At 32.1% G+C, this 16701-nt stretch carries 10 protein-coding genes and 1 riboswitch; of the genes, 8 read left to right on the top strand and 2 right to left on the bottom strand.

Going from position 1 to position 16701, the window contains the following annotated elements; all coding sequences use genetic code 11:
• Nucleotides 1-101 precede the first annotated feature (101 nt).
• The 6 genes from FHK87_RS11520 to metF all read left to right on the top strand — a co-directional run bounded on the left by FHK87_RS11520 (nucleotide 102) and on the right by metF (nucleotide 10241).
• Complete coding sequence (locus FHK87_RS11520) at nucleotides 102-2459, top strand: hypothetical protein (protein WP_140592954.1); 2358 nt, start codon at nucleotides 102-104, stop codon at nucleotides 2457-2459.
• A gap of 135 nt (nucleotides 2460-2594) precedes the next feature.
• The gene (locus FHK87_RS11515) at nucleotides 2595-2915 is read left to right on the top strand and encodes a 2Fe-2S iron-sulfur cluster-binding protein (RefSeq protein ID WP_140592952.1); all 321 of its coding nucleotides are present in this window, start codon (nucleotides 2595-2597) and stop codon (nucleotides 2913-2915) included.
• Between the two features lie 454 nt (nucleotides 2916-3369).
• Complete coding sequence (locus tag FHK87_RS11510) at nucleotides 3370-4875, top strand: M12 family metallopeptidase (protein WP_140592950.1); 1506 nt, start codon at nucleotides 3370-3372, stop codon at nucleotides 4873-4875.
• Between the two features lie 280 nt (nucleotides 4876-5155).
• A riboswitch (SAM riboswitch) is annotated at nucleotides 5156-5280 on the top strand.
• Nucleotides 5281-5407: 127 nt separating this feature from the next.
• A complete protein-coding gene (locus tag FHK87_RS11505) occupies nucleotides 5408-6409 on the top strand; it encodes a homocysteine S-methyltransferase family protein (protein WP_140592947.1) in 1002 nt (333 codons plus the stop codon).
• Between the two features lie 2 nt (nucleotides 6410-6411).
• Nucleotides 6412-9105, top strand: a complete 2694-nt coding sequence (gene metH, locus FHK87_RS11500) for a methionine synthase (protein WP_140592945.1) — start codon at nucleotides 6412-6414, stop codon at nucleotides 9103-9105.
• Between the two features lie 182 nt (nucleotides 9106-9287).
• Complete coding sequence (gene metF / locus FHK87_RS11495) at nucleotides 9288-10241, top strand: methylenetetrahydrofolate reductase [NAD(P)H] (RefSeq protein ID WP_140592943.1); 954 nt, start codon at nucleotides 9288-9290, stop codon at nucleotides 10239-10241.
• A gap of 493 nt (nucleotides 10242-10734) precedes the next feature.
• Here metF and FHK87_RS11490 read toward each other — a convergent pair whose 3' ends face one another.
• Nucleotides 10735-11439: a DUF2652 domain-containing protein gene (locus tag FHK87_RS11490; RefSeq protein WP_140592941.1), complete on the bottom strand. Its 705-nt coding sequence runs from the start codon at nucleotides 11437-11439 to the stop codon at nucleotides 10735-10737.
• Between the two features lie 512 nt (nucleotides 11440-11951).
• Between FHK87_RS11490 and FHK87_RS11485 the strand changes: the two genes are divergently transcribed.
• Nucleotides 11952-13049 carry an acyloxyacyl hydrolase gene (locus tag FHK87_RS11485; protein ID WP_140592939.1) on the top strand — a complete coding sequence of 366 codons (1098 nt, stop codon included), beginning with the start codon at nucleotides 11952-11954 and terminating at the stop codon, nucleotides 13047-13049.
• 23 nt (nucleotides 13050-13072) lie between these two features.
• Complete coding sequence (locus tag FHK87_RS11480) at nucleotides 13073-13819, top strand: head GIN domain-containing protein (RefSeq protein WP_140592936.1); 747 nt, start codon at nucleotides 13073-13075, stop codon at nucleotides 13817-13819.
• Nucleotides 13820-13830: 11 nt separating this feature from the next.
• On the opposite strand, the gene FHK87_RS11475 is transcribed toward FHK87_RS11480, so the two are convergent.
• Nucleotides 13831-16464: a TonB-dependent receptor plug domain-containing protein gene (locus tag FHK87_RS11475; RefSeq protein WP_140592934.1), complete on the bottom strand. Its 2634-nt coding sequence runs from the start codon at nucleotides 16462-16464 to the stop codon at nucleotides 13831-13833.
• Nucleotides 16465-16701: the final 237 nt, after the last annotated feature.

Raw genomic sequence — 16701 nt, 5'->3', positions numbered from 1 at the left:
TTTAAGATAATATCTTTAAAAATATAAAAGAAGGGTTTTGTTTGTAAGATGAATGTAGATGTTAGCTAAACTTTGAGACAAGAACATCATATATTTATATCATGAAAATAGGATTTAACAAGAAAAACCATTGTTTTCTTACTATTTGTATTTTATTATTATTCAACGTAAAAATAATCTACTCACAACAAGAACAAAAATCAACATTTGAATTAACAAAACTGAATGTCAAATATATTTCCGATGGACTTTCTTTTTATGGAACATTCAAGAATATTTCACGCCAGTCTAAAATGGATTGGTATGTTTTTAATGTTGAAATAATAGATACATTAGGAAACGTTATTTATGATCAACCACTTCAATCGATTTATGAACTTTCAGTGAATACGAATGTTCCTAAAAATCCTCTAAACAATTCATTTTATAACCCTGACTTCAATAATTTAAATGGTAAATTTCATTATGCAAAATTCAGAAATAGTTTTAAAGCTCGGTTGATTGTACCTTACAAAGCGTTTTACCCCGATCCTGTATCAGGAATGTATACGATCAAAATAAAAGTTTATTCCATTTTTGGTTCAAAACCGGATAAGCTAGTAGATCAGTTTGAAATCAAAAAGAAAATAATCTTTCCTAAAATCTATAGCCTAAAAAATCAAAAAGTTCTACTGTCTGAGATAAAGATCAGTAATACTAAGGAAAAAGAAAATAATACAATAATATCATATAAGCTACAAGCTAAGCATTCAATAAGCACTATTAATAAAGGATTTAATAATGAAAAGATTAAGGATAGTCTTAAATATTATGATATTGATTTTAAACTTTTAGATTCTTCAGGAACAGTATTGTACTACAGTAGAAATCTGTTTAAACCTCTAAAATCTGACGACTTTATTATTGATCGTTTCAAAGCGCCGATAGGTTCTGGTAAGCTTATTTTTCCTATAGGGTTAAATAGTTTGACTGCAAAAATAGAGGCAGTTCAAAGAGGAGAACAAAATGTTATTGTAGCCTCTGATTCTATCAAGATTATTCATAATCAATTACAATCTCATTTATTTTTTATTGACCTTAAAAAATTAATAATCTCTGATGATACCGGAGCAGATTCGGGTAAACCTGGAAGACATAAAACTCCTGATCCTTATTGGTCTGTTAAGTTTAATGATAAAAAAGCGTTTTCAAGCGATTTTGCTCAAAATTCAAGAGAAGCTCGTACAGGAAAAATACTTATTAAAACTGAAAAACCTAAAGAATTTAGTTTCGTAGTAATGGATGATGATGTTTTTTCAGATGATTTTATTAGTGCCAAAACCTTTACTATCAATTATGATGATAAAAAAAGGAATTATCAAACGCCATTTAAGTTTATTGATTCTATCAATTTATCTTATCAAATATATCCTTATGAGGCCATACAATTTAATATTCTAAACAAAGAAATAAAGAAAGTAGACGGATTAAGTATTTTGGATGTAAGCTTTATGCTTACATCTAGTGGTATTTATGATGATTTACACTTTAAAATCAATAACAAAAACAATCAGCTTTTGAAAAAAAACATCTTCCTCAATAAAAAATATTCGTTACAAATTCCTTTGGCAATATTTAGAAATTATGAGGTTTATGTGGCTTCAGGAGATAATAATGATCGGTTAACTCGTAATTTTGCAATAAAACATAAAAGCAAACATTCAATTAATGATGTACTATATGACGTAAAAGCTGTTGATAGTACTATTATATATTCTCATGGTTGTCATGGATTTAAAAGAGGAACAACAGATTGCAGAATTTATGAAAATAAGACAAAAATTCATGGTGTATACATAAAAACAAAAATGACTTTGGATCAGTTTTATGCAGATGGGTCTTATGATATAAAACTACAGAATGGAGAAAAAGAAATAGCATTTATCAAAGATCATACATCAAAAAATACCAAAGAAAACAAGATAGTGTTTTATGAAAATTCCATTTTTGTGCCCTATTATAAGATAAACCAAAATAATGTTGCCAACGGTCTTTGTTTGAAAATCAATAACTATCGGCAGGTACGCATTGGTAAACTAGATACCTGTTTTCAAGTCAAAAAAAATATTATTGATTCAATTAAACTGAATGTAAGTGAGTTTGAATTATCTAGAGAATATAGTAGAGATGATAAGTTTTACTTTAATTTCTATAGAGGGGATGATATGTTTTTTTCGAGTGATACAATATCTAGTAGTAACCAAAAATTGAATTGGAAAAAGGCTACAACCGAATTTATCAAAAGTCATCCTTTAGATGAAATATTACTAGTCATGTACCAACAAGATTCTGAAGGAGATATCTCATTGATATATAAAGAAGTATATAAACAAAATAAACTGAAAAAAAAGAGTAAACATAAGCTTAAGAAAAAAAGGTCTTATGATAGTGTAAAAAGAGGAAAACTAATGATTCAATAGTTAAAAGTTTAATAGTATTAACAATCAAATGTTTTCAGGTATTTGTAAGATAAAAAATCAGTTTTATAAACCAAAAAGATGACTCTCAATGTTTAGGGTTTACTTATATTTGTTAAGCAAAAGAAGAATTAAATTATGTCAGACGTTACCATAAAAATAAAAGATAGAGAAGGAGTAGTTCATGAAGTACAAGCACCGACTGATATGGCTATGAATCTTATGGAAGTATGCAAAGCTTACGAGTTGCCGGTAGAAGGCACATGTGGTGGTATGGCAATGTGTGCCTCTTGTCAATGCTATATTTTATCAAATCATGATCTGCCAGAAATGAGTCAAGATGAAGATTTAATGTTAGCCGAAGCTTTCTATGTAGAAGATAATAGTAGATTAGGTTGCCAAATTCCTATAACACAAGAGCTGGATGGATTAGAAATAGAGTTAGCTCCGGAATCATAAAAAATTATTGTTGATATATGAATTATCGAAAATAAATATTTTTACTATAATATCTATTTTCGATAATTATATTGTTTTTCCTTTTCTTATACTTTCTATTTATTAATACAGTTCTTGTCCTGTATACATATCATATTGTCTTTTAATAATCTAAAATCTCTCTTAGGGACAACATTCTCAATTTTTCAATAACATTTGTATTTAATTTTCTTAGCCTATACTATAGAAACAGTTCAAAGTGCTTATCATAAAGAATGAAGTGTATATGTTGATGAGTGTTTTAACTGTTTGTTTTTAAGTGTTTTGACTTTCTGTTTAACCATCTTTCCCTATACAAAAAAGGGTGTTTTGTCTCTACTCTTCAGTTAAGTATTATAATATTTTTGAAACCAATATTGATTTCTAGAATATCAATCATAAGGGGCAATCAAATCAATCTTAAAATCAAAATATTATGAAAAAACTTTCATTTATATTGAAACCTTTAGTTTCAATAATCTTACTATGGAGCCTATTAGTATTTACAAATTGTGATAAAGAAGAGTTTCTTGAAGAAGAGAATTTATCTGATACAATTGTAACAAATGAGAATAATATTGAGGTAGAAAAAGCGTATCCCAATACATCAGGTGAAGTAACTGAAATTATTTTTGAAGGTCAAAAACTACCTGTTGAAAAAATAGATGACCACTATGTTTTTGAAGGCGATATCATAATTTCTGAAGAAGAACTCAATGCTTCAAAAAGTACTGGTAGAACCTCTCGGCTTTGGCCCAATTGTACTATTTATTACACCATTCAAAACAGTTTACCCAATAAACAAAGAGTTTATGATGCCATTGCACATTGGGAAGCGAATACTAATTTTCAATTTATAAAAAGAACGAATCAGGTAGACTATGTATATTTTAGAACTGGTACAGGGTGTTCCTCCAGAGTAGGTCGGATAGGAGGAAAACAAGAAATTAAACTAAGTAATCTATGCTCGACAGGAAATACGATACACGAAATAGGGCATGCGATTGGATTGTGGCATGAACACAGTAGAAAAGACAGAAATGCATATGTTACGATTAATTATGCAAATATAGAATCAGAAAAAGATCATAATTTCAAAACATATATAGAGAGAGGCTATGATGGTGACGAGTATTCTCCATCACTCGATTTTGGAAGTATCATGATGTATGGATCTTATGCATTTTCAAAAAATGATCGACCAACGATTACTCGTAAAAATGGTACTACATACTCTGTACAAAGAACAGGATTGTCTTTTTGGGATAAGATAGGGGTCTCTAGAATGTATAGAGATGTATGTGGGACAGTTCCAAACATGAGTGGATACTACAGAGCAAACGATGGAGGGCATTATTATATTCGCCATATAGGAACAGATGTGTATTGGTTTGGAGAACATGCATCAGGTAACTGGGCGAATATTTTTAAAGGAAAATTAGATGGTAATAAAATAACCGGTCAATTTTATGATGTGCCCAAAGGAAGAATACAAGGTTCAGGAACATTAAAATTAACAGTTAATTATAATAGCACAAGGATTACCAAAACAGAAGGAGCTAATTTTGGCGGATCAGTATGGAATAAAACAACTCGGCCTGCCAATCTACCGCCCCCCAGAGCAGCAGGTTTTGGAGGTAGAAATAATATAAATAATCTTACCGCAAGATGGATAGCAAATGATGGAGGTAGATATTATATAAGGCAAATTGGAAATCGAGTGGTATGGTTTGGAGAACGTAATTTTGCCTCAGGTCGCCCCGGTTGGGCCAATGTAGCTTATGGAAGCCGTTTTGGAAATACTTTATGGCTTGATTGGGTAGATGTACCCAAAGGGAATGCAAATAGTAACGGTATCTTGAGAATAAATGTGGATCATGCAAATCGATTAACAAGAGTACATGCTACAGGAGGATTTGGTGGATCTGTTTGGACAAGGTAAAAAAATATAAAAGTCAATAACTTTGAAACAACCCTAAGAATATTTAAATCTCGATTATAAAATGAAAGATATAAAAGCGATCACAAATTTTGTGATCGCTTTTTGTATTTGAAGTGGTTTACACTTTTTTAATTTTTTATTGTTGCATAGCAGCGTTACGGAACACTAAAAAAACTTCTTTGTACAATATTTATTAAATAAACTTGCAAAACAAGTACCAATGCCTTTTATTTGTATTGATTTTGTAGTAATACTACAACAGTTCATTTACGTATTTATCCTGTTATCAAGAAAGGTGGAGGGAATAGACCCGTTGAAACCTTAGCAACCCTTTAAAATTATCATACAACTTAATAATATTAAAGAAGGTGCTACATTCTATCCCATTAGAGGAATAGATAACGACAATCCTAAGAATTTTCTACTTCTTTCCATTACTTTTCTCGATTACAGTTTTTTTAATAATTAAAATAATAACTCGTCTGTATTTATCTGATATTTTCTGATGAAGATGAGTATAATATTTTTTTGAATGAAAGACATATATAAAATATTAGAAGAAAGAATTCTTGTACTCGATGGAGCTATGGGAACAATGTTGCAACGTTATAAGTTTACCGAAGAAGATTTCAGAGGAGAACGATTCAAAGACTGGCCGGTTCCTCTTCAAGGAAATAATGATTTATTAAGCATTACTCAGCCCAAAGCGATTAAAGAAGTACATCGATTGTATTTTGAAGCCGGAGCAGACATTGTCGAAACCAATACATTTTCAGGAACTACTATCGCTATGGCAGATTATGAAATGGAGGAGTTGGTCTATGAACTCAATTACCAATCTGCAAAAATTGCCAAAGAAGTAGCCTTAGAATTTACAGAGAAAGAACCAGATAAGCCACGATTTGTTGCAGGTTCTATCGGTCCAACAAACAAGACAGCCAGTATGTCTCCTGATGTCAATGATCCGGGATATCGAGCAGTATCTTTTGATGAGTTAAGAATTGCCTATAAGCAACAAGTTGAAGCCTTATTAGATGGAGGAGCCGATATCTTATTGGTTGAAACGGTTTTTGATACATTGAACGCAAAAGCAGCGCTTTTTGCCATCGAAGAAGTAAAAGATGAACGAAATATGAATGTTCCGATAATGGTAAGTGGTACGATTACTGATGCAAGTGGTAGAACCCTTTCTGGTCAAACAGCAGAAGCATTTTTGATATCGGTGTCCCATATCCCTATGTTATCTATCGGTTTTAATTGTGCGCTAGGCGCAAGTCAACTTACCCCTCATTTAGAAATACTGTCTCAAAAAGCATCTTTTGCAGTGTCAGCTCATCCCAATGCAGGACTACCCAATGCCTTTGGTGAGTATGATGAAACACCGGAACAGATGGCAAATCAGATCAAAGAATATTTGGATAAGCATCTGGTGAATATAGTAGGAGGCTGTTGTGGTACCACACCAGAACATATTAAAGCCATTGCTGATTTAGCAGCAAATTATAAACCCAGAATAGCAGAAGTTTCAGTATGACTATGAGTATAGAAAATAAAAGAAAATATCTCAAATTGTCTGGGCTTGAACCTATGATCGTTTCTGCAGAAACGAATTTTATTAATGTTGGTGAACGAACCAATGTTGCTGGTTCGAGAAAGTTCTTACGCTTAATAAAAGAAGAAAAATTTGATGAAGCTTTAGATATCGCTAGACATCAGGTAGAAGGAGGAGCGCAAGTAATTGATATCAATATGGATGATGGGCTTATTGATGGTAAGGAAGCAATGATACGTTTTCTCAACCTTATTATGGCAGAGCCTGATATTGCACGAGTACCTATCATGATCGATAGTTCCAAATGGGAAATCATCGAAGCGGGATTACAAGTGGTTCAAGGAAAATGCGTAGTAAACTCAATTAGCCTCAAAGAAGGAGAGGCACTATTTGTTAAACAAGCAAAAGCCATCAAAAGATATGGAGCTGCAGTAATCATCATGGCTTTTGATGAGGTTGGCCAAGCCGATAACTACGAGCGTAGAATCGAAATTTCAAAAAGATCATACGAGATATTGGTAAATGAAGTGAATTTTCCTCCAGAGGATATCATTTTTGACCTTAATATCTTTCCGGTGGCAACCGGGATGGAAGAACATCGCAAGAATGCTGTCGATTTTATCGAAGCTACACGGTGGGTTCGAGAAAATCTTCCGCATTGTAGTGTAAGTGGTGGTGTAAGCAATGTATCTTTTTCATTTCGGGGAAATAATGCGGTTCGAGAAGCTATGCATTCTGTATTTCTATATCATGCTATTGAGGCAGGAATGAATATGGGTATCGTTAATCCTACAATGCTTGAAGTATATGACGATATTCCCAAAGATTTATTAGAATATGTAGAAGATGTAATTCTTGATCGTAGAGAGGATGCGACAGAACGATTGCTTGACTTTGCAGAAACTGTAAAAGGAACAAAAAAAGAACAAACTGCCGATCTTGCATGGAGAGAGGAATCATTACAGGATCGGATTACACGAGCATTGGTAAAAGGTATTGACCAATACATAGAACAAGATGTAGAAGAAGCAAGACAAAGCGCAGATAAACCTATTGAAGTCATAGAAGGCAATCTTATGACTGGTATGAATGTGGTAGGGGATCTTTTTGGTTCGGGAAAAATGTTTTTACCACAGGTTGTAAAATCTGCACGAGTAATGAAAAAAGCAGTTGCTTATTTACTTCCGTTTATTGAAGAAGAAAAAAAGAAAGCCCCCCAGTCTCCAAAAGAAGCTAGGGGAGCTGGCAAAGTCCTGATGGCAACCGTAAAGGGAGATGTGCATGATATAGGAAAAAATATTGTTTCAGTAGTTTTAGGATGTAATAATTATGAGATTGTAGACTTAGGAGTGATGGTACCTCCCGAAAAGATTATCCAAACGGCTATAGATGAACAAGTCGATATTATAGGGTTGAGTGGTCTGATCACTCCTTCACTCGATGAAATGGTTTATTTGGCAAAAGAGATGGAACGTAAGCATCTTAATATTCCACTTTTGATAGGAGGAGCGACCACTTCAAAAGCACATACTGCAGTAAAAATTGATCCGCAATATACAAATGCAGTTGTTCATGTCAATGATGCTTCTAGAGCTGTAACTGTAGTGGGCGATCTTTTGAACAAAAGAAGTAACCAAAAATATATAGGGGAGCTTAAAGAAGATTATGAAAAATTTAGAGAAGGATTTCTAAAAAGAACTAAAAAGAAAGAATATTTACATATCAACGATGCTCGCAAAAACAAATACAAAATCGATTGGTCGACTACTTCAATTGTGAGGCCTAATCAATTAGGTATTCAAATCATTGATGATTTTGATATTAAACAATTAGAATCCTATATCGACTGGACTCCGTTTTTTAGATCATGGGATTTGCATGGGAAATATCCTGAAATATTAAAAGATGAGATCGTAGGAGAACAAGCAACCTCATTGTTTGCTGATGCACAGGAATTACTTAAAAAAGTATTTGAAGAACAATTACTTAATGCCAAAGCAATCTATGGATTGTTTGAAGCTAATACGATACATGATGATGATATCGAAGTTGTTCATGATAAAAAAGTATTCAAATTCAGAACCTTAAGACAACAACTCAAAAAATATCAAGGCAAACCCAACTTTGCATTATCAGATTTTATTGCTCCCAAAGAAAGTAATATACAGGATTATATAGGTTGTTTTTGCGTGTCTACAGGATTTGGAACAGCAGCATTGGCAACAGCTTTTGAAAAAGAACACGATGATTATAATTCGATTATGATTAAGGCTTTGGCAGATCGACTGGCAGAAGCATTTGCAGAATATCTTCATGAAAAAGTTCGTAAGAATGATTGGGGGTATGCCAGTGATGAAATGTTGAATAATGAAGAATTGATTAAAGAACAGTATAAAGGAATTAGACCGGCTCCGGGATATCCTGCTTGCCCAGATCACCTGGAGAAACTCACCATTTGGGATTTGTTGAAAGTGAAAGAGAATATTGGAGTAGCATTAACCGAAAGTTTGGCGATGTGGCCGGCTGCATCTGTATCAGGGTATTATTTTGGAAATGCTGAAGCCAGATATTTTGGACTAGGTAAAATTAAAGAAGACCAGGTAGAAGATTATGCTACCCGAAAAAATATTGATATTGACTATGCCAAGAAATGGTTGAGTCCTAATATACAAGAGTAAAAAACCGTGTCTGCTTGCAGACACGAGACTCCGAGGTTGTTTTTGGAGATTTCGAAGTCTAAAACGCACAATTTGTGTGAGGGATAGAAGTAAGCTACCATGTAGCAAGTATAGCCCGACCGAAGTAAAACGAAGGGCACACCCTTTTTTTAAAAATAAAAGATAGAACGATATAACAAAAAATGAAAGTTACAGAACATATAGAGCAAGCCAAAGGAAAAACATTGTTTTCATTTGAGCTGATCCCACCCCAAAAAGGAAGAAGTATTCAGGAGTTATATGATAATATTGATCCATTGATGGAATTTGATCCTCCTTTTATAGATGTAACCACATCAAGAGAAGAATTTATTTACATAGATCGTGATGGATTGTTGGATAAAAAATTAACGAGGATGCGTCCGGGAACGGTAGGGATTTGTGCATCTATAAAACATAAATATAATATAGATACCATACCACATGTACTTTGTGGTGGTTTTACCAAAGAAGAAACAGAGTATTTGCTGGTTGATTGCCATTATCTGGGGATCGATAATGTTATGGCGCTTCGGGGAGATGCCATGAAAGAAGAAAAGTATTTTACACCTAGTAAAGGGGGACATGCGTATGCCACCGAGCTGGTTACTCAGATTATAAAAATGAATCAAGGACAGTTTCTTCATGAAGTCATTGAAACAGACAACAAATCTGATTTTTGTATCGGGGTGGCGGGATATCCTGAAAAACATATGGAGGCTCCTTCTATGGATTCTGACATAAGAAGATTAAAAGAAAAGGTAGATGCAGGTGCAGATTATGTAGTGACTCAAATGTTTTTTGATAATAAAAGGTATTTTGCATTTGTAGAAAAAGCAAGAGCAGCAGGGATAGAAGTACCTATTATTCCTGGAATCAAACCTGTAGCAGTAAAACGGCACTTACAGCTCTTACCACAAGTTTTTAAGTTAGATATGCCGGATGAATTGGTCAAAGAAATCGAAAATTGTACTAGTAATGCCGATGTTCGACAAGTAGGAATTGAATTTGCAATTCAACAATCCAAAGAGTTAATGGAGTATGGAGTACCGGTATTACACTATTATTCTATGGGAAAATCTGACAATATTAAAAAAATAGCCGAAGCAGTATTTTGATTTTATTTCAATAAAAGAGGAGGTAAATCCATTAGTATCGAAGTATGATTGAGTTCTACAAAATAAAATAGAGTAAACCAATGATTGCTATCACGGATAGTATTACAAAAAATTTATGCTCAAAAAATAAATACCCGGTGTAGATTAATCCTAAGATGGTAAAAATAGTTGTTGTGAAAAATAAATTAGTGAGTCCTAAATCATGAGCATCATCAAGCTTAAACCATCTGGCAAAGTCTAGCACAAAACTAAGACCAAACCCTAATAAAGTAAAACAAGTATTAATACACACGTATTTAAAGAAATTTAAAATAGGTTTAGTAGACATCAACTATTATTGCTTTTTTTGATTGAGATATTAAATTTTTTAAAAGTTAATCAAAAAAATTATAGGCACATATAAATATCGTTTTCATATTGTATTGAAGGTTTTGATGAAATTTCATAGGATTTTAATACACGAGTGCAAACGCTTATGTGAGTGTGGATCTAATCAATGATAAGAGTACAAAGTCGTTGGGATAAAAAAGTTTTTTAACAATTCGAGGATATGAATTTTTAAATTTGTTTTCAATGCATTATTACTTTCATTTATTGTTGGGTAGGAAATATTTAGTCTTTGAACGTTAATAGGTGAATATAAGTAAATCATTTCTTTGCCATCATAAATATCTTTACCATATTCTAGATGGCCAAGATTATTCTTATAATCTGTAGTTATTTGCATATCATTAGCTAATTGCTTTGTAATTAAAAGGTAATTTTTACTTTTAATTGAATTTTTCAACAGTCTATGTATTTCTATGACTTCTTTACCAAAAGGTTTAACTATGTTATGAATTTTGATAAAGGATAATTCAGCACTGTGTGCAACAATTTTGAGTTTCAATTTATCGAGGTTTGCATGAGTTTTATAAGACCATTTTGTTTTTGATTTTAGAACTTCTAGATGGTTATAAAATGCAGTATTCATTATTTTTATTTGTTGCATGAGTTCATCATTAGACGGTATTTTATTCTCCAGATAAAAAAATAAAGCATCACCTTCAATTTCTGCTAATTTTAAATTCAAAGTGTTTGCACTTATCATCGCTTCTAATAATTCTGAGATAACATTACGACTATGCTCAATTTCTGTTTCTTGAATATATTCGGTAAAACCAGAAATGTCAGATATGAATAACAGTGATTTAGCCATTTTTTGTGCTTTTGTTGGTTGTAATTTTCATTTTTACTCGATAATCTAGATTTAAATACTCCGAGGCTTGCCTCGAAATCAAAAGTCAGTTCCCTTCGAATGCCTCGTGAGCTTGCTCCGAGGTTCTTTACTTAAAATACAGTGTTTTTATTGATCTATTATTTCGTTCTATTCATAATTAAGATTTTGTAGTAATCATCGTATTAACTTTCAGTTTTATACTCTAACACTGCTATACAATTATGTTTCGATTTCTTTTAATAGTTAAAAATTATATCCCTAAAACACATATCTAAACAAAGACCCTAATTTTTTTTTGGAAAACATTTAGTAAAAATGACTTTACAATATGATATTCATTTAATTCAAAGTGTGATTTAGTATTTGATATAAAGTGTAATTTACTTGTTGTTAATGGGTAAAAAGCATGATTAATGATATGATTTAATCAAAAGAAGCGCTTTTTTAAGAAGGTTTTAAGAGTATATAAAAAGTATTACTACTTTTGCCGGATGATAAAACAAATCTATTTTTTCTTTTTTCTTTTTTGTTTTAGCATTAGTGCTCAAGTAGAATCAAATAAACATTACACGTTGGATGTAAATAGTTTTTATGGTTCTATCTTAAAGCATAATCCTGATATATCGCATCTTATCACAGGACATCCTTCTGGCATTATTGTTTCTTTTCAACAAAAAACTTTTGGTGAGAAAGAATGGCAACGCTTGTATAATTATCCGGATTATGGTGTTTCTTTTGCGTATCAAAATATGGATAATGAATATTTAGGAGAACATTATGGAATATTTGTTCATTATAATTTCTATTTTCTAAATAGATTATTAATGCTTAGAGTCGGACAAGGGATTTCTTACAATACAAAACCGTATGATGCAGATGATAATTTTAGAAATATAGCTTATGGTTCACACTTGGTTAGTGGTACATATGCAATGCTGAATTTCAAGAAAGAAAACCTACTACAAGGTTTAGGAGTAAAAGCGGGACTAGGTGTTTTGCATTATTCAAATGGTAATGCCAAAGCACCAAATAAGAGTACCAATACATTGTTTTTGAATGCAGGTTTGACATACTCATTAGATACGAACCTTCCTGAATATATAGAAAAAGAAAAAGGATTGATAAAAGGTACAGAACCAATAGGTTTTGGTTTTCTGTTTAGAAGTGGTGTTAATGAAAGTGATGTGGTAGGGTCAGGACAATATCCATTTTATACAATTGCTGCGTTTGCAGATAAAAGATTGAATAAAAAAAGTGCAATTCAGCTTGGGACCGAAGTATTTTTTTCAAAAGCTTTAGAACGATTTATTGATTTTAGAGCAGTAGGTAATTTTGGTGATGGCACTACAGGAGATGAAGATGCTAAAAGAGTAGGGATGTTTTTGGGGCACGAATTAAGAATTAATAGAGTTGCTGTGCTTACTCAACTAGGATATTATGTATATTATCCATATGATTTTGAAGGGCAAACATATTTGAGGGCAGGACTACAGTATTATTTTACAAAAAATATAATAGGTTCTATAACAGTAAGATCCCATGCAGCAAAAGCTGAAGCAACGGAGTTTTCTATCGGATATAGATTTTAATGTAATGATTTAAGCATATTAGATTGAGACAATTTATTTTTATATTACTATCAATATTAATTTTCGGATGTGATACTGAAAATGCACCTGATTGTTTTCAACGCACAGGTAATATTGTAACAAAAGAAGTTGAGGTTTCTGAGTTTTCGAGAATTCTGGTGAGACCAAATATAGAGATGGTTATCAAAGAGGCAGCGAATTTTTCTGTAGTTATCGAAACCGGTGATAACCTGTTAGAAGAAGTATCGGCAACAGTGATAGAAGGTAGGCTTATTTTAGAAAACACAAATGATTGTACTTTTTTTAGATCTCCCAATCAAACACGAATTTTTGTGACTGCACCAAACATTACTGAGATTAGAAGCGCTACACAGTTTGATATCATCTCAGATGGCGTATTGACATATCCCTCGCTAACCCTTTTGTCAGAAGATTTTAATGAAGACGAAGGAAATACAACAGGGACATTTACGCTTCAAATAGATAATGCACGTGTATTTGTTGTAGGGAATAATATCGCTTCTTTTTTTCTAAAAGGAAAAACAGAAAACCTAAACGTTGCTTTTGCATCCGGTACAGGAAGATTTGAAGGAGCGGAGCTTGTAGCTCAAAATGTGGACATTTCTCATAGAGGAACCAATAAAATAATCGTAAATCCACAAGAATCTATAAGAGGAAAGCTAAGAAGTACAGGCGATGTCATTGCAGTAAACAGGCCTGGTATTGTAGAAGTAGAAACGTTTTTTACTGGACAACTAATATTGCCTTAAGTGTATGCATATTAAAATTCAAAACGAATTAAAAAATCGGGTGTAAATCGTAAAGATTCGCCTGGTTGGCTCTCAATAAATTGATTAAAATTGATATCTTCTCTACCAATAAAAGCTTCGTTAATTATATTTCTTCGATTATAAATATTTCTTAATGATACTCCTAAGATTCCTTTCCATTGATTTCCTTTCAAAGGGTTAAATCGATATAATACAGAAGCATCTAGTCGATGATAATCTTTAAATCTGTTTTGATTGATTGTCTCATCTCCTATTCTAACTCCAAATTCAGGAGCGTTTATATCTTTCACAATTTTTGTAAATGGCTTCCCGGAACTATAGTTCCAGCCCAAAGAAAATTCAAAATCATTGACTTTTAAAGTTTGAGAGATGTTAAACACATGGCGCTGATCAAAATTTCCTGGATAAAAAGAATTTTGAATATCAGGAAACTTGACCCGGGTATTGCTTAAAGAGTACCCTAGCCAGAATCGATAATTTTTAATTCGTTTTTTTATTAAAATATCCACACCTATTCTATTTTCTTTTCCAGAAAAAATGGGGAAATCATCAGAGTTACTTTGAGATGCTACGTTTAATATAATATCATTGATAGATGAAATGTTTCCTAATCTTTTGTAGTAAGTTTCAACATCAATATTCCAGCCTTTGTAGGTGTAAAGTCCACCAAGTGTAAATTGAGAACTCCTGAAAATAGGAAGATTAAGATCATTGTCACCCACAATCCCCGAGGTCAACCAAATATTATCGGCTACAGGTAAAAAACCTGTGTTTGCTAAGGTGCTTCTAGATCCAAAGTAACGATTCAGTTGTTGATTTTTTAGCTCAGCAGAAGCTGTGATTCTAAAATCCTTGACGACTTCGAAAGAAGAAAACATTCTTGGCTCTATTAAAAATTTATTTGTAGCGCTCAAAAGTGAATTTCGTAAACCAATGTTTAGATAAGATTTTGATGTTTTGCGTATATATTCTAAATAAACGGTATGACTATTATTTGGATTATTAATATTACCTTCTGAAATATCTTCTTCATCTATAAAATTTTCAATTTCTATAGTTTCATATTTTGTTTCATTATATGCATACTGGTAACCAATCCCCAGTTTTTGATTTTTTTTGATAGGTATGCTCAAAGAATATTCACCTCCAATATCTCGTAGTATTAGGTTTTCTATGTCGTTCTGAATAAACATGTCACTATCAATAAAATTTGCTCCAAGCCTATATCTTTGATCAAATATCGAAGCATAAAAACTGGTTTTTTGAATAATACCATTTTTGAAGTTAGATGTCCAGTTAATACTAGAACCAAAATTTCTAAGCTTAAAAATATCATTGATTTCTATTTTACCTTCTGATAAGCTTTCTACATTTCTAGTAGTATTTAATCTATTTTCTGCAAACAAAGAACTAATTTTGAAGGTGTTTTTGTCATTGGGTAGCCAGATAAATTTAAAATTACTATCAGAATATGATAAATCATCTTCTAGCATTCTATCTATTTGATCTGGGTTATCACCATTAACATTTACTCTGGTATTTTGAAATACTTTCTCTAACAAATTAATTGATGTGATATTTTGATAGATATCAGTTGATGATCTACGTCCGGCTAACATAATTCCTGCTTTTTCAGAAAGAGGCATTTTTATAAAAAGATCTCCGTGAGTAAGATTGAGACCACCTCCTATTTTTAGTTCTTCGGTAAGATCATTGTCTGATTCGATTTCGATAACTCCTGATAAGCGATCACCATAGCGAACACTAGTTCCGCCTCGATAGACATTAACACTTTCAACAATATAAGGATTGAAGGATGAGACTTGATTAAAAAGGTGTCCTGTATGATATACTTTAATACCATCCCATAAGACTAAGTTTTGATCTGGGGTTCCTCCTCGGATATGTAAACCTGCCGGATCTTCATTTGGACTATTGATACCTGGTAATAGTTGAAGGCTTTGAAAAACATCAGGTTCGACTAATCCTGGTAGAATTTTTAATTTTTTGGTAGAGATTTTTACAGAAGCATCTTCATTTTTTTGGATACCAGTAGTAAGATATTCTCGTATGATAATTTGATTTAAATTTTCGATTTTTGGTTGCAAAAAGATTGTATCACAAGTAGAAGAGAATTCTTTGGTGTTTAACACTTTTGTATTATAACCCAAATATGATATAGAAATGGTGTCTAAAGACGTTAGTTTTATATTAAAAAAACCATTTTTATCCGTAATATCAATAATTGCTTTATTGTTACTTATATCGGCTTGAGTAAGTTCAAAAGAAGTTATGGCATCTACAACAACTCCACATACTTCAGTTATCGTATCATTTTGCACCAAAATATAACTAGTACTATTGACTGCTTTAAGAAGATACTTTGTTTGTTGTCTAATTTTTTGTTTTAGTTGATCAATTGATAGTGTGTTTCGATCTATCTTAAGCTGCATATCTTTGATAGCATCTGCATCGAATGAAAAATTAAATTTGTGATTGGTTTGAAATTTTTCAAAAAGACTGGAGATTGAAATTGCATCTTTAGGCTTTAAAATCTCAATTTCTTGTGCATGTCCTAATGAAGACAATAATATAAATGCTATAAATACCTTAAAGTAGGTCACTCAATATGAAAATTCTATAGTTATATGGTGGATAAAGGTATTATTAATATTTATAGGTTCAAAACGTGTTTGTAATGCTTTCTTTATTGTAATTTTTGAAAGATTAATATTTGCTATAGAGATATTTAGATGGTTTTTGAGTAAAAGATAATGGTGATATTTCTTTCTATACAAATTTTTGCTGTTTGATTAAGTCTCATATAATAGAAGGTGTATAATGTGAGACTTATTTAAATT

It is taken from the genome of Aquimarina algicola, from assembly GCF_006443095.1.
In the GTDB taxonomy this organism is placed as follows: domain Bacteria; phylum Bacteroidota; class Bacteroidia; order Flavobacteriales; family Flavobacteriaceae; genus Aquimarina; species Aquimarina algicola.
Note: the sequence above shows the minus strand (reverse complement) of the source record. Positions and strands in the feature narration are given on the sequence as shown.

What these genes read in the sequence shown, in the direction of transcription:
- FHK87_RS11520 (WP_140592954.1), top strand. Translation starts at nt 102, where the DNA reads ATGAAAATAGGATTTAACAAGAAAAACCATTGTTTTCTTACTATTTGT.
- FHK87_RS11515 (WP_140592952.1), top strand. Translation starts at nt 2,595, where the DNA reads ATGTCAGACGTTACCATAAAAATAAAAGATAGAGAAGGAGTAGTTCAT.
- FHK87_RS11510 (WP_140592950.1), top strand. Translation starts at nt 3,370, where the DNA reads ATGAAAAAACTTTCATTTATATTGAAACCTTTAGTTTCAATAATCTTA.
- FHK87_RS11505 (WP_140592947.1), top strand. Translation starts at nt 5,408, where the DNA reads ATGAAAGACATATATAAAATATTAGAAGAAAGAATTCTTGTACTCGAT.
- metH (WP_140592945.1), top strand. Translation starts at nt 6,412, where the DNA reads ATGAGTATAGAAAATAAAAGAAAATATCTCAAATTGTCTGGGCTTGAA.
- metF (WP_140592943.1), top strand. Translation starts at nt 9,288, where the DNA reads ATGAAAGTTACAGAACATATAGAGCAAGCCAAAGGAAAAACATTGTTT.
- FHK87_RS11490 (WP_140592941.1), bottom strand. Translation starts at nt 11,439, where the DNA reads ATGGCTAAATCACTGTTATTCATATCTGACATTTCTGGTTTTACCGAA.
- FHK87_RS11485 (WP_140592939.1), top strand. Translation starts at nt 11,952, where the DNA reads ATGATAAAACAAATCTATTTTTTCTTTTTTCTTTTTTGTTTTAGCATT.